Source organism: Pedobacter cryoconitis, from assembly GCF_003259615.1.
GTDB lineage: Bacteria > Bacteroidota > Bacteroidia > Sphingobacteriales > Sphingobacteriaceae > Pedobacter > Pedobacter cryoconitis.
This window is the reverse complement of record NZ_QLLR01000007.1, coordinates 48105-62559: the sequence shown is the minus strand read 5'-3', so window position 1 is coordinate 62559 and position 14455 is coordinate 48105. Positions and strand designations below refer to the sequence as shown.

The following is a 14455-nucleotide window of genomic DNA, read 5'->3' as shown; positions in this document are numbered from 1 at the left end:
TTTATATTTTAAAAAAGATAATTGGTAAATCATATTGAAATTAAAATCTAAAGGCGACTTTCAGACCAGGATTGAAGGCATTGTAGCCATACATCATCGATTGTGTACCAATTACAGTAGGAGAAACTTTGATAGCCAGGTTATCACCTATATCAAAATAGGAAAGCCTTGCATCAACATAGGCTTCCACAATGTTCACCACATATAAACCTACCATAGAAAAGATGACAACTTCTTTGTTCCTTCGAAATATATCCTTGGCTGTTAATAATCCGTCTTTACCGATACTGGCAAGCGGGCTACCTTGGGGAGCCTGATCATTATGTGTCTCTCTGTATTGAAGTTCAGTCAGGTATTGATGATATTTAGTATTATTCTGGATGAAAGACATCACCAGTAAAGTACCACCTGTATAGATTGCAGCTATTTTTATCCCGCGGTAAACAGTTAACCCGTTTCCATACTGTCCCCAGCCAGGAATCAATGCAGATCTGAATGCTGCCTTTCTGCCGGCAATACGGCCAAGGTTTACATATCCCGTATCTACTTTAACCGGGGTACGTTTAAGACTATCACCTTTCACACTAAATTTTTCCTGCCCGCTAACTGCAAAAACAGTGCAGCAAAACAAGACCGATAACAGTAGTTTTTTTGGCATTACCAATCTAATAATTCTAATATTCTGCTCAGGTCATCATCAGAAACAAAGGGAATTTCAATTGCACCTTTGCCGTTTTCACCAACTTTAAGTTTCACTTTAGTCGCAAATCTTGAAGCCAGGTCTTTTTGTAATTTCTGATATTCGAAAGATACGCCCAATGGCTGTTTTGGACTTTTCGGTTTCAGCTGAAGACTGTTGATACTTCTAACCAATTCTTCCACTTTCCGTACAGAAAGCCCTTTATCAATAATTTCCTGATGGATAAATAATTGCTTTTCAGTTTCTTCTACACTAATCAGCGCCCGTGCGTGCCCCATAGAGATTTTCTGATCACGGATCGAGATTTGTATAGCAGGAGGTAATTTTAGTAAACGCAGATAATTGGTAACTGTTGACCGGTTTTTACCGACACGCTCGCCCAATTGTTCCTGTTTAAGATTACATTCTTCCAGCATACGCTGAAAGCTCAGTGCAACTTCAATTGCATTTAGATTTTCCCGCTGAATGTTTTCGATCAGGGCCATTTCCAGCATCTGCTGATCATTGGCCTCACGGACATAAGCAGGGATTTCTGTCAACCCCGCCAGTTTAGACGCTCTTAAACGTCTCTCACCTGAGATTAACTGATAATTTCCTCCTTCAGCTTTTCTGACAGTAATCGGCTGGATTAATCCCTGTACCCTGATGGAATCGGCAAGTTCATTTAATGCAACCTGATCAAACTCAGAACGCGGTTGATAAGGATTTGTGGCAATATCACTGATCCTGATATTACCAATATTACCTGATTGCGTTTTCTGTTCAGTCTCACTGACCGGGTTAATTGCGTTCTTTTGCGGATGAGCAGAATCTGAATCATCTAAAAGAGCACTTAATCCTCTACCTAAACCTGTTTTTCGCTGAAACGATGTCATTAAGTTATATTTAAATAGTTGCAGAAGTCAAACCCTGATTTTCTTTGACCAATCCGTTTTTGCGGACAATCTCACGGGCAAGGTTCAGATAATTTATTGCTCCCTTACAATTTGCATCATGCATGATGACCGAAATCCCATAACTTGGTGCCTCACTTAAACGGGTATTTCTTTGTATAATCGTATCAAATACCAGTTCCTGGAAATGTGTTCTTACTTCTTCTACAACCTGGTTTGATAAACGTAAACGTACATCGTACATGGTTAAAAGAATACCTTCAATTTCCAATTCAGGGTTTAACCTGTTTTGTACAATTTTTATGGTATTCAACAATTTACCCAATCCTTCCAATGCAAAATATTCGCATTGAACAGGTATAATCACAGAATCCGCAGCGGTTAAAGCATTGATTGTAATCAAACCCAGTGAAGGGGAACAGTCAATAATGATAAAATCATACTGGTCTTTAATTTTCTCCAGGACGGCTTTCATTTTATATTCCCTGTTGGTCAGATTGATCATCTCAATTTCTGCTCCAACCAGGTCGATATGTGCTGGTAATAAATCAAGGTTAGGTGTTTCCGTCTTCTGGATAGCTTCTGAAGGTTCTACATCATTGATGATACATTCATAAATACTATTTTTGATGCTTCTTGGATCAAACCCAATTCCTGAAGTTGAATTGGCCTGAGGGTCTGCGTCTACCAATAAAGTTTTGTATTCTAATACGGCCAGGCTGGCGGCTAAATTTATAGATGAAGTTGTTTTACCTACTCCACCTTTCTGATTGGCCAATGCAATAATTTTACTCATTTATCTTTTTAATAATTACCAATTATTTCCTGAGAATTTGTGAATTAGATCCTTTAGGTATAAAACGCTATTTTTACCTACATTTAGGGGCTTTTTAACAATTAGCTAAGATACAAACTAAATGACAATATTAGCGTTAAACAATAGCGTGTTTTAAACATCTTATTAACAATTTTTACATGATTACGATCATTTCAGGCACAAACAGACCCGATAGCAATACGCTGAAAGTCGCAAAATATTATAGAGACACACTCGCTAAAAAAGGACAAGAGGCTAATATACTGAGCCTGACAGACCTGCCGGCTCAATTAATCGTTTCCGATTTATACGGAAAAAGATCTCCGGAATTTAAAAAGATACAAGAACAAATTACGGCAACCGAAAAATTTGTGTTCATTATTCCTGAATACAATGGCAGTTTTCCTGGTGTTTTAAAAACATTAATCGATGCCTGTGACTTTCCAGACAGCTTTTATGATAAAAAAGCCTGCCTGGTTGGTATCTCCTCCGGTAAATATGGAAACATCAGAGGAATCGATCATTTTGGTGGCGTATGCAGTTATCTGCACCTGAATGTTCTCCCTTTACGTTTACATATTCCAGCCATCAAAACAGAATTGGATGAACAGGGTAATTTTTATAAGGAAGATACTTTAAAATTTACAGGACAGCAGATAGACAAACTTATTGCTTATTAAACAGCAAAGGAAGTCCAGTTTTTTCCTTCATTACCAAAAATAAAATAGCCAGGATAAAGCATTTCTGCCATGTCTTCCATAGCCTCTACAAAGGATACCGGATCACTTAAAAAGGCAGAAGTGTCTTCCATCAGGTAAACTCTGTTGTAAGCAACTGCCGGCCATTCCTTTTCTAAAAGAGCAGGCACGAGTCCCATTAGCTGTCCAATACCTGTATTGGTTTGATGATAGATCAGTACTTTCGCCTGCTGAACAATTTCAAGCACTTCGCCACCAACAGCCTCCAGAAGCACATTCAATACGTGATTAGGGGTGTTATTTGTATCCAGGCAGGTTACAGGAACTTTGTCCATAAATTTAATCTTATGCAGAATAATATCCACGCGCTCCTGCAAATCTTCGCGTTGCGTTTCATCCCCAATATTATTTATAAGTGCATTTAAAAAAGACATATCGATTAATTTATTACTTTGTGCAAAAGTAATATTCCTGACCTGATGCCCCGAATTATAAAAAATATATTTTACATTTTATGTCTGATTACATGCTGGGGGTGCCATTCCGGGACGCAGGACGACAATAAAAAAGTCTTTAACCTGAATTTTGACCAGAGTCTGACCTCATTAGACCCTGCTTTTGCACGTAATCAGCCTGCAATATGGATGATGAACCAGCTTTTTAACGGACTTGTTCAGGCGGACAGCGCACTAAATACCATTCCGGCCATTGCCAAATCATGGGAAGTAGCACCAGACGGACTTCAGTATACCTTTCACCTGCGCAATGATGTATACTTTCACGACGACCCTCTTTTTATTCATGGAAAAGGGAGAAAAGTTGTTGCAGCAGATTTTGCCTATAGCTTTAACCGCTTGTCAGACCCAAAAGTAGCTTCTTCAGGAGGCTGGATCTTCAGTGATAAAGTAAAGGACAAAAATAGCTTCCAGGCACTCAATGACACTACTTTAATTATTCACTTAACCAAACCATTTCCAGCATTCCTGAATCTCCTGACTACACAATACTGTGTAGTTGTACCACATGAAGTGGCAGATTATTATGGAAAGGACTTCAGAAGTCATCCTGTAGGCACAGGGCCTTTTCGTTTTAAATACTGGAAAGAAGAGGAAATTCTCGTCCTGTTGAAAAACGAAAAATACTGGGAAAAAGACCATGGCAAAAGACTTCCTTACCTGGATGCTGTTAAAGTTTCTTTTATCACGGACAAGCAAAGTGCTTTCATGTCCTTTATCAAAAAAGACCTCGATTTCTTTTACAGTGTTGATGGGAGCTATCGTGATGACATCTTAACCAAAAGCGGCCATATGACCAGCAAGTATAAAGGCAAATTTCAGTTGATCAAAGGAGCTTATCTGTGTACTGAATATGTTGGTATATTAGTAGATACTTCAAAATCTATTGTCAGGAACTCTCCTTTAAGATTTAAAAAAGTACGTCAGGCTATTAATTATGGGATAGATAAGGCAAAGCTGATTAAATATTTGCGCAACAGCACAGGTACACCTGCGACTTCGGGTTTTGTACCCAAAGGAATGCCTGGTTTTGATAGTATTAAAGTAAAAGGTTATCATTATGACCCCGTAAAAGCGGCGCAGCTACTCTCTGAAGCAGGTTTTCCGCATGGAAAAGGAATGCCGGAACTAACTTTGAGCACTTCTACAACTTACAAAGATCTCATCGAATTTATCCAGGGAGAATTGAACTCACTGGGCATGAAAATCAAAGTTGACGTTACACCAAGCTCCAGCTTAAGAGAACTGATGTCTAAAAATGAAGTCAATTTCTTCAGGGGTTCCTGGATTGCCGATTATCCTGATGCAGAAAATTATCTTTCTGTTTTCTATTCTAAAAACCGTGTGCCTTATGGGCCAAACTATACCGGGTATTTCAATAAAGAGTTTGATCGCTTATTTGAACAGAGCTACTATGAGAATGATGCAAAAAAGCGTTACGTTTTATATCAGAAGATGGATAATATGGTCATAGAGAATGCCTCTATTGTCCCTATTCTTTATGATCAGTCAGTGACCATGCTGCAAAATAATATTAGTGGTTACCCAATCAATCCATTAAGTGTAATGATCCTGAAACGGGTTAAAAAGAAATAGGGTTAACTCTCCAGGTAACTGGAAATTTAACCCTATTATTCAGATGAATTTATTGTTTTGGAGCTCCGCCCCCACCTAATCCTCCGGCACCTTCATCCTGCTTTAAATCATCGTTGGAAATCCCTTTTTTCTTCTTTGGAGCAGAAAAAGTAACCTTACCAAACTTATAACTAAAGTTAACCCCAAAAGATCTCAAAGGATAATAAATATTCATATTCTGACGGAAATCAGCTCCTGTATTCTCATTATGAATATGCAGATCTCTTGAAAAGACATTCAATACATTGACACCAACAGTCGCTTTCTTTTTCATGATCTCTTTCTTGAATGCGCCGCCATAAAATGCCATTGGCCCTGAAGTACCCTGAAAAGTTCTCCTTGACGCATTATACACACCGAAAATCTCTGTATTCCATCCGCCTTTAAAAGAAATTGCAGACCTGGCAAACACCGAGTAATTTACAAATACACCAGTACTCTGATTGGTCTGTGAATTCCTTAAATCATAGGTATTTAAGCTGAAATTACCCATTAAAGTCCATTTAGGCAATGGATTATAGGTAGCGAACACATTACCACCGAAAGATTTATTTTTACCTACGTTGGCATAAGTAGTCAGCTTTTGTTCAGGAAAATACAGACTCTCAATTACGTCTGTAGTCGTGCGGTAAAATATAGAGGCATTAATTACAGATCCTTTAATAAAGGTCGAATACCCAAGCTCCACAATATCACTTATTTCAGGATTTAAATTTGGATTACCCTGCTGCTGATTTTCCGGGTCATTCCTGTTTAAGAAAGGATTCAGATAAGACAAACTTGGTCTTTGCATCCTTGTGTTATAACTCAGTTTCAACGTAGAATTCCCCTTTAGTGTCTTGGAGATAATTACACTTGGAAACAAATTAAAATAATTATTATTGAAATTCAATGAAGAGCCAGACACCCCGCTAATATCCGTGTATTCTGCTCTTAAACCACCCTTAACATCAAACAATTTAGCAAGTTTAAAACTTAAAACACCATAAGCTGCACCAACATTTTGTTTATAGTCAAAATCCTGTTCGCTGCTCTGGTACTTACTTTTTATATCTCTTAGAATCCCCTTAACACCGGTTTCCAACGACATTGTTTTACTAAAAGGATAGACATAATCCGTTTGTAACGTATACTCATTATTTTTACCCGTATTATCACCATTTACATCCGGAGCCAATGCTGACCCGTCCGGATTAATCAGGCTTGTATTAAATTGGGTTGTATTCCTGCCAAAACTTGCCTGACCGGAAACCGTAAACTCTTCGCCTTCTTTTTTAGTCGTTTTCCTGTAATCGGCACTCCAGTCTATATTGTTTAAACTGCTTTTGCTATCAGAAGAACGTACATAATTAATTGTCCTCAATATAGTATCCATGATACTGCTGGTCACATTTGAGTTTCCTTTTGCACCATTCGAAAAATCATTGTATTTGATATTCGTAGACAGGCTGTTATAGGCATTAATATCATAATCCAGACCTATACTTCCATTATAAGCATATCTTTTTGCTTTACTGAACCCTTCCTGAAAGACATGTGATTGCTGGCTGTAGACATCATTTTCCAAGACAATTCTTGTATCCTGAGGAATCGCATACTGCCCGCCAAAGCTTGAACTGATTCCTAAACGTCCCTTTTTAGCGTTTAAACTAAAATTACCATTATTCTGGCGTGTACCAACTGATAACGAAGCATTACCATTAACCCCCTGAGCAGTTTTCTTTTTGGTGATGATGTTAATAATTCCACCTGCCCCTTCTGCATCATATTTTGCCGAAGGACTTGTAATTACTTCCACGCTTTTAATCTCTTCAGCAGGAATCATTTTCAAGGCATCAGCTACACTGTTTGACATCGTTCCTGATGGCTTCCCGTTAATCAGTACCCTAACCGCAGAACTCCCGCGCAAAGAAGGATTTCCGTCAATATCAACAGTTACCATTGGCACTTTACGCATCACATCCCCGGCGTTACCTCCCGCTGTGGTTACGTCCTGTTCCGCATTATAAACCAATTTATCAATTTTAGTTTCGATCATTGGTGTTTTACCAACGATAGCAACTTCTTTTAAATTACTTTCTGTACCAGTCAGTAAAACGTTTCCCAGGTTCAGATCAGGTTTTTCAGGGCTGGTTTTCACTAACATCGTTTTACCCTTATAGCCCATAAAGCCAATCAATAACTTATACTGGTCCGGGGATACATTTTGTAGTACAACCTTACCTTTTGCATCAGTTACACCGCCATTAACCGATTTATTATCTTTAACCCTGATCAGAGATACCGTTGCATAATCAACAGGTTGTTTAGTAGCAGAGTCAATAATAACAGCACTTATCCTTCCGGTTATAGTTACCTTTTGTGCTCCGCCACCGAGTGTGAATTGGGCGTTAACCTGCTGTATTAGTCCCAGAAAGACAAATAGTAGTAGTAGTTTTTTCATAGTTTAGTAATAGTGTGATTCTGTGTGTGTTATTTAGTCGCCGCAAATTTAACTTTGTTACGGGCTATTTAAAATTCTTTTTGCAATGCTGATAATTATAACCGGTGAATAGCAGGATTTTACCGGTAATTATTGAAAATGTCCTTAAATAAAAATGGTTATTAAGGATTTGACTCCTTAATAACCATTCAGTATATTATAGATACTATTGAATTAAATCACAATATTCACAATACGGCCTTTAACAATAATCACCTTTTTAGGTGTTTTACCCTCCAGATATTTCTGAACCTGCTCATCAGCCAATACGATTTCTTCAATCTCTTTGGTTTCAAGTGCTAAACTCAGATTTAAGTTTAACCTGGTTTTTCCGTTTACAGAAACCGGGTAACTGAATTCATCTTCTACTAAATGTGCCGGGTTGAATTCAGGATAAGCAGCATAAGATAAACTGCCCTCGTTTCCTAACAACGACCATAATTCCTCCGTAATATGCGGTGCATATGGAGAAAGTACAACAACCAGCTCTTGCAAGATACTGCGTTTATTACACTTAAGATCTGTCAGCTCGTTCACCGCAATCATAAAGCTGGATACTGAAGTATTGAAAGAAAAACGCTCAATATCATCCTGTACCTTTTTAATAATTTTATGCAATGCCTTTAATTCAGCTTTGGTAGGTTCAGCATCCGATAAAGTAAATTCCCATTGATCATTGTGGAATAAGCGCCAGAACTTACGAAGAAACTTAAATACCCCTTCAATTCCGTTTGTATTCCATGGTTTACTTTGTTCAAGCGGGCCTAAGAACATTTCGTACATCCTTAAAGTATCTGCACCATAACTGGCAATTAATACATCGGGGTTAACGACATTGAAATAAGATTTAGACATTTTCTCTACCTCTACCCCACAGATATATTTACCATTCTCCAGAATAAATTCTGCATTAGCAAATTCAGGTCTGAACAACTTAAATTTTTCAATATCCAGGATCTCATTCTCTACAATATTTACATCGACACGTAATGCCGAAGTTTTATAATTGTTTTTCAAACCATGAGAAACCAAAGTATTAGTGCCCTTGCCTGATTCATCAGCTACCCGGTAAACAAAATTAGTTCTGCCCTGGATCATTCCCTGGTTAATCAGTTTTTTGAAAGGCTCTTCTTCTTTGACATACCCCATATCTTTCAGGAACTTATTCCAGAAACGGCTGTAAAGCAAGTGACCCGTAGCATGTTCAGCACCACCAATGTATAAATCTACATCCTTCCAATATTCAATAGCTTCTTTACCAGCAAACTCAGTTTGATTATTGGAATCCATATAACGATACCAGTACCAGCTTGAACCTGCCCATCCCGGCATTGTACTCAACTCATAATGATACTGATTTTCGTAAGTCCAGTTCTCAGCCCTGCCCAGAGGCGGCTCACCAGTCTCTGTTGGCAAATACTTATCAACCTCAGGTAACAATAAAGGTAATTCCTCTTCCTTGATCAAATAAGGCAGACCATTTTTAAAGTATACCGGGATAGGCTCTCCCCAATAACGCTGACGACCAAATATCGCATCACGCATACGGAAATTCACTTTCGCTTTCCCTGCACCCTGATCTTCCAGCCACTTATTCAAAGTAGCAGTCGCTTCAGTATAGGTCATTCCGTTGATGAAACCAGAATTGATATACTTACCTTCTTTAGTGCTATCAGCCTGTACATCAATCGCTGTTTGTGCATCAAGGATCTGAACAACCGGCAAATTAAAATGCTTTGCAAATAACCAGTCACGCTGATCACCACTTGGCACGCCCATTACAGCGCCAGTACCATAACCAGCAAGCACATAATCAGCAATCCATAACTGGATACGCTCACCACTCACCGGGTTCACCACATAAGTACCCGTAAAAGCACCAGAAACTGTTTTAGTATCCGCCATACGGTCTAACTCAGATTTCTTTTTAGTCTGCTCTATATAATTCTTAATATCATTTACCTGTGCTGGCGTAGTCAATGCAGCTACCAGTTCATGTTCCGGAGCTAATACCACATAAGAAACACCAAAGATAGTATCCACACGCGTGGTAAACACTTCAATGTAATCTGTGTTAATGACTGCATCGGTTTCGATTTTGAAGCGGACACTCGCCCCAACACTTTTTCCAATCCAGTTGCGCTGCATTTCTTTAACCGGCTCCGGCCAGTCAATCGTATTTAAACCTTGTAACAAACGCTCTGCATAAGCAGAAATACGCATGCTCCATTGCATCATTTTTTTCTGTTCCACAGGATGGCCGCCACGTTCAGAGAAACCATCTTTCACTTCATCATTAGCCAATACCGTCCCTAATGCTGCGCACCAGTTTACTGTACTTTCTTTCAAAAATGTTAAACGGTATTTCAACAGTTCTTCCTGTTTTTCTTCCGCAGTCATATTTGCCCAGTCACTTGGCATGAAACTTTTCACGTCCTCATCACTTGCTGCTTTTACATCAGCGCTGCCCGAAGCATTGAATTTTTCAATTAAAGTATTAATATCTTCCGCACGGTCTGTTTCCAGGTTATACCAGGAATTGAACAGCTGCATAAACACCCATTGCGTCCACTTATAATATTCAGGTTCGCTGGTACGTACTTCGCGGCTCCAGTCAAAAGAAAAACCAATCTGATCCAGCTGGCGACGGTAAGTACTGATATTTGCTTCAGTCGTTAATGCCGGGTGCTGTCCTGTTTGTATCGCATATTGTTCAGCAGGTAATCCAAATGAATCATATCCCATCGGATGTAAAACATTGTAACCCTTTAATCTTTTGTATCTTGAAAATATATCGGAGGCAATATAGCCCAGTGGGTGGCCAACATGTAAACCCGCACCCGATGGGTATGGAAACATATCAAGCACATAAAATTTAGGTTTGGCTGATGTTGCCTCTGCTTTAAACGTTTGGTGTGCTGCCCAAAACCCCTGCCACTTCTGTTCTATTTCTTTAAATTGGTAATCCATTACAAAAATCCTTTATATACGGCGAAAATAAAGAAATTAAGGAGGTTTTAGAAGCCTTATCAAAAGAACTTTAGCGATATAAACGATATTCATACCAAACAAGATATTTTACCCGTTTAAAAGGCATCTAGTTTGCATATATTTTTTTATTTTCGCAGGACATAAAATACACCCAACTCATAAAATATGGAAGAATTTGAAGTTAGTGATGCTTCTAAGAAGACGAAAACCATTTATATCTCTACTATATTCAGTATAACCCTGGTTTTGTTGATGCTTGGCGTATTGGGACTCATACTGGTACATGCAAAGAATCTTTCTAACTATGTAAAAGAGAATATTGTATTAAATATCATAGTTGACGAAGGCGCAAAAGAACCTGATGTTATTCAGTTCAGGAAAGAACTTGATGCTAACCCTGCCGTTAAACAGACAGAATATGTGAACAAAGAAGTCGCTGCAAAAAACCTTACACAAGATTTAGGGGAAGATTTCGTGAACTTTTTGGGTTACAACCCACTACTGTCTACCGTAGATGTTTACATGAAAGCAGACTATGCAAACAATAAAAGTATTGACGCATTAAAAGCTACGATCAGTAAAAACCCGGTTGTTAAAGAAGTGATCTATCAGAGCTCGTTAATTGATATGGTCAATAAAAACATCAATACTATTGGTTTAATTGTATTGGGATTTGCGGCTATCCTGCTGGTTATCTCTGTAGCTTTGATTAACAATACGATCAGACTGGCAATTTATTCACAACGTTTCCTGATCAAAAGCATGCAGTTAGTAGGTGCGACGAAGAATTTCATCCGCAAACCCTTTATTTTCTGGGCAATGCTGCATGGCTTAATCGCTTCGTTTATTGCTATCCTGATCTTGCTTGGACTTTTATATTACGCACAAAAAGAAATTCCTGAGATCATTATTCTAAGAAATTACACCGAATTTGGTATCGTTCTGCTTGGTTTAGTAGGGATGGGAATATTCCTGACCGCGCTGAGTACAACCTTTGCAGTAAGCAAATATTTACGTTTAAAAATTTACGACCTTTACAGATAATAACAAATGATCGAGAAAAAAACTAGTCCTGCAACGCAAGACCCTAAAAATGAAATGGTTTTTACAAAAAAGAATTATCAGCTGTTGTTAATCAGTATGGCTATTGTTGTAGCCGGGTTTATGCTGATGATTGGAACAACTGACATTTATGATTTAAGAAAAACACTTCTTGCGCCGATGGTTGTGCTTTTTGGATTTGGATTTGGTATTTACGCAATCCTGAAAAAGTAAGCTATACATGACTCTTATAGATGCCATTATTCTCGCTGTTATAGAGGGACTGACTGAGTTTTTGCCAGTTTCTTCTACCGGCCACATGATCCTTGCCTCTTCCTTTATGGGAATTGCATCCGATCCTTTCGTTAAATTATTTACTATTGCGATTCAGCTGGGAGCAATTCTTTCGGTAGTCGTATTGTATTTCAAACGCTTCTTTAAAACAATTAATTTCTATATTAAATTGCTGGTTGCTTTTATTCCAGCAGCTATTTTTGGATTGCTGCTCAGCAAAAAGATTGACCAGATGCTGGAAAGCCCGATGACAGTGGCTATATCTTTAGTAGTTGGAGGGGTAATTCTTCTTTTTGTAGACAAATGGTTTAACAAGCCGACTATCCATGAAGAAGAAGAGATCAGTTATCTTACCGCTTTGAAAATTGGATTTTTTCAATGCCTGGCAATGATTCCCGGAACATCAAGATCCGGCGCAAGTATTGTTGGTGGTATGTCTATGAAATTAAGCAGAAAAGTAGCTGCTGAATTCTCTTTCTTTCTGGCTGTCCCTACGATGTTTGCAGCAACAGGAAAAAAGTTATTTGATTTTTATAAAGAAGGCAATACCATTAGCCACGATCAGATTCAGCTTCTTGTTATCGCTAATGTCATTGCATTTATTGTAGCCCTGCTGGCTATTAAAAGTTTTATCGGTTACCTGAACAAACACGGATTCAGAGTGTTTGGATGGTATCGTATCATTGCTGGATTGATCATCATTGTATTAATATATAGCGGGCATAACCTGCAAATAATTTAATGTGTAAATTGCAGCTTAATTTAGATTACCATTTTGAGCGCACAAAAGTTACTGGAAAGAACCTTCAATTTTGCCGAAGGAGAGTTAATACTCATCAATAAACCCTATAAGTGGACGAGTTTTGATGTAGTAGGAAAGATAAGGAATTCGTTAAAACCCCTGAAATTAAAAGTTGGCCATGCAGGTACATTAGACCCATTGGCTACAGGTTTATTAATTTTATGTACAGGAAAACTGACTAAACAGATCGATACCTTTCAGGCAGAAGACAAAGAATATACCGGGACGATGATTCTGGGGGCTACAACGCCCTCTTTTGATATGGAAACGGTAGTGGATCAGGAATATCCGCTCACTAATTTAACTGAAGAAGCAATTTATGCCGCTACTGCGCCATTTACCGGCGATATACAGCAATATCCACCAGCCCATTCCGCAGTCAAAGTAAACGGAGAACGTTTATATGTTAAAGCCCGCAGAGGTGAAGAGCAGGAATTGAGGCTTCGTTTTGTATCCGTACCAGTTTTTGAGATTACCCGTATTGCTTTACCTGAAGTTGACTTCAGAATCGTTTGCAGTAAGGGTACTTATATCAGATCGCTGGTTTCAGATTTCGGAAAACATCTTGAAAACGGTGCCTACCTATCAAAACTTACCCGTACCAGAAGCGGGGGGTTTCTATTAGAAGATGCCTTTGAAGTAACCGATCTGGTGGAATATCTTAAAAACAAAAGAGAAGCTGCCGCAGCTGAACAAGCTCACACAAACATTTAATAGTTACTATGCACAGTCACCTCAAAAACACTTACTTACGTCATTTAAAAGACTTTACCTTAATCGGGCTGGGCATCGTTTCTGCCTGCTTCGGGCTTAAAAGTTTTTTAATGCCAAGTGAATTTATTGATGGTGGAGTAACTGGTATATCCTTATTAATCAGTACACTGACTGGATTTAAATTATCTTACCTGATCCTGCTCATCAATATTCCTTTTGTGATTCTGGGTTATTCACAGATTGGTAAAGGATTTGCCATAAAAACAGCACTAGCCATTATTACGCTTGCTGTTTTCCTGATTATCCTGCCTTTTCAACCTATTACCCACGATAAATTACTAATCGCTTTTTTTGGTGGTTTGTTTTTAGGAGGAGGTATCGGTCTGGCTATGCGTGGCGGATGTGTTATTGACGGAACAGAAGTCCTGGCCTTATATATCAGTAAGAACAGTATGCTGACTGTTGGAAATATTATCCTGATCCTTAATATTATCATTTTTGGGGTTGCGGCAATTTTCCTGCATATAGAAACGGCGATGTATGCTATTTTAACTTATTTATCTGCTTCAAAAACTATAGATTTTGTAGTCAACGGGCTGGAACAATATATTGGAGTAACGATTATCTCTGAAAAGAAAGAAGACATCAAACTATTTCTGATCAATGATATGAAAAGGGGAGTGACTATTTATAAAGGTGAAGGCGGCTATGGGGAGAAAAAAGAAATTGACATCTTATATACTGTAGTGACAAAACTTGAAATGGGTAAACTGCAAAATGAAATCCGCCAGCTCGATCCGGATGCTTTTATTGTGCAGCAGCAAATTTCTGACATCAAGGGTGGCGTAGTAAAACGACATGCCTTGCATTAAT

At 38.5% G+C, this 14455-nt stretch carries 13 protein-coding genes; 7 read left to right on the top strand and 6 right to left on the bottom strand.

Features of this window, described 5'->3' with window-relative positions; genetic code table 11:
• Positions 1–40 precede the first annotated feature (40 nt).
• The 3 genes from LY11_RS09875 to LY11_RS09865 are packed head-to-tail and all read right to left on the bottom strand — an operon-like array spanning position 41 to position 2389.
• The gene (locus tag LY11_RS09875; RefSeq protein WP_111633553.1) at positions 41–658 is read right to left on the bottom strand and encodes a DUF5683 domain-containing protein; all 618 of its coding nucleotides are present in this window, start codon (positions 656–658) and stop codon (positions 41–43) included.
• Positions 658–1575: a ParB/RepB/Spo0J family partition protein gene (locus tag LY11_RS09870; RefSeq protein ID WP_111633552.1), complete on the bottom strand. Its 918-nt coding sequence runs from the start codon at positions 1573–1575 to the stop codon at positions 658–660. The genes LY11_RS09875 and LY11_RS09870 overlap by 1 nt, the downstream gene beginning before the upstream one ends.
• 10 nt (positions 1576–1585) lie before the next feature.
• Complete coding sequence (locus LY11_RS09865) at positions 1586–2389, bottom strand: ParA family protein (protein ID WP_068406272.1); 804 nt, start codon at positions 2387–2389, stop codon at positions 1586–1588.
• 179 nt (positions 2390–2568) lie between these two features.
• Here LY11_RS09865 and LY11_RS09860 point away from each other — a divergent pair, with 179 nt between their 5' ends.
• Positions 2569–3090 carry an NADPH-dependent FMN reductase gene (locus LY11_RS09860; protein ID WP_111633551.1) on the top strand — a complete coding sequence of 174 codons (522 nt, stop codon included), beginning with the start codon at positions 2569–2571 and terminating at the stop codon, positions 3088–3090.
• Here LY11_RS09860 and LY11_RS09855 read toward each other — a convergent pair.
• On the bottom strand, positions 3087–3542 hold the full coding sequence (locus tag LY11_RS09855; RefSeq protein WP_111633550.1) for a hypothetical protein: 456 nt from the start codon (positions 3540–3542) through the stop codon (positions 3087–3089). The genes LY11_RS09860 and LY11_RS09855 overlap by 4 nt on opposite strands.
• Positions 3543–3587: 45 nt before the next feature.
• Between LY11_RS09855 and LY11_RS09850 the strand changes: the two genes are divergently transcribed.
• Positions 3588–5219 carry an ABC transporter substrate-binding protein gene (locus LY11_RS09850; protein WP_111633549.1) on the top strand — a complete coding sequence of 544 codons (1632 nt, stop codon included), beginning with the start codon at positions 3588–3590 and terminating at the stop codon, positions 5217–5219.
• A gap of 49 nt (positions 5220–5268) precedes the next feature.
• On the opposite strand, the gene LY11_RS09845 is transcribed toward LY11_RS09850, so the two are convergent.
• Complete coding sequence (locus LY11_RS09845; protein ID WP_111633548.1) at positions 5269–7701, bottom strand: outer membrane beta-barrel family protein; 2433 nt, start codon at positions 7699–7701, stop codon at positions 5269–5271.
• Between the two features lie 213 nt (positions 7702–7914).
• On the bottom strand, positions 7915–10710 hold the full coding sequence (leuS, locus tag LY11_RS09840) for a leucine--tRNA ligase (protein WP_111633547.1): 2796 nt from the start codon (positions 10708–10710) through the stop codon (positions 7915–7917).
• Between the two features lie 186 nt (positions 10711–10896).
• Between leuS and LY11_RS09835 the strand changes: the two genes are divergently transcribed.
• Genes LY11_RS09835 through LY11_RS09815 form a run of 5 tightly spaced genes read left to right on the top strand, consistent with a single transcriptional unit; the run spans position 10897 to position 14454 of the window.
• The gene (locus LY11_RS09835) at positions 10897–11775 is read left to right on the top strand and encodes a cell division protein FtsX (RefSeq protein ID WP_111633546.1); all 879 of its coding nucleotides are present in this window, start codon (positions 10897–10899) and stop codon (positions 11773–11775) included.
• A 6-nt stretch (positions 11776–11781) separates the two neighbouring features.
• Positions 11782–12006: a DUF3098 domain-containing protein gene (locus LY11_RS09830; protein ID WP_111633545.1), complete on the top strand. Its 225-nt coding sequence runs from the start codon at positions 11782–11784 to the stop codon at positions 12004–12006.
• A 7-nt stretch (positions 12007–12013) separates the two neighbouring features.
• Complete coding sequence (locus tag LY11_RS09825) at positions 12014–12808, top strand: undecaprenyl-diphosphate phosphatase (protein WP_111633544.1); 795 nt, start codon at positions 12014–12016, stop codon at positions 12806–12808.
• Positions 12809–12832: 24 nt separating this feature from the next.
• The gene (gene truB, locus LY11_RS09820; protein ID WP_394340911.1) at positions 12833–13582 is read left to right on the top strand and encodes a tRNA pseudouridine(55) synthase TruB; all 750 of its coding nucleotides are present in this window, start codon (positions 12833–12835) and stop codon (positions 13580–13582) included.
• Between the two features lie 8 nt (positions 13583–13590).
• Positions 13591–14454 carry a YitT family protein gene (locus tag LY11_RS09815; protein ID WP_111633542.1) on the top strand — a complete coding sequence of 288 codons (864 nt, stop codon included), beginning with the start codon at positions 13591–13593 and terminating at the stop codon, positions 14452–14454.
• Position 14455: the final 1 nt, after the last annotated feature.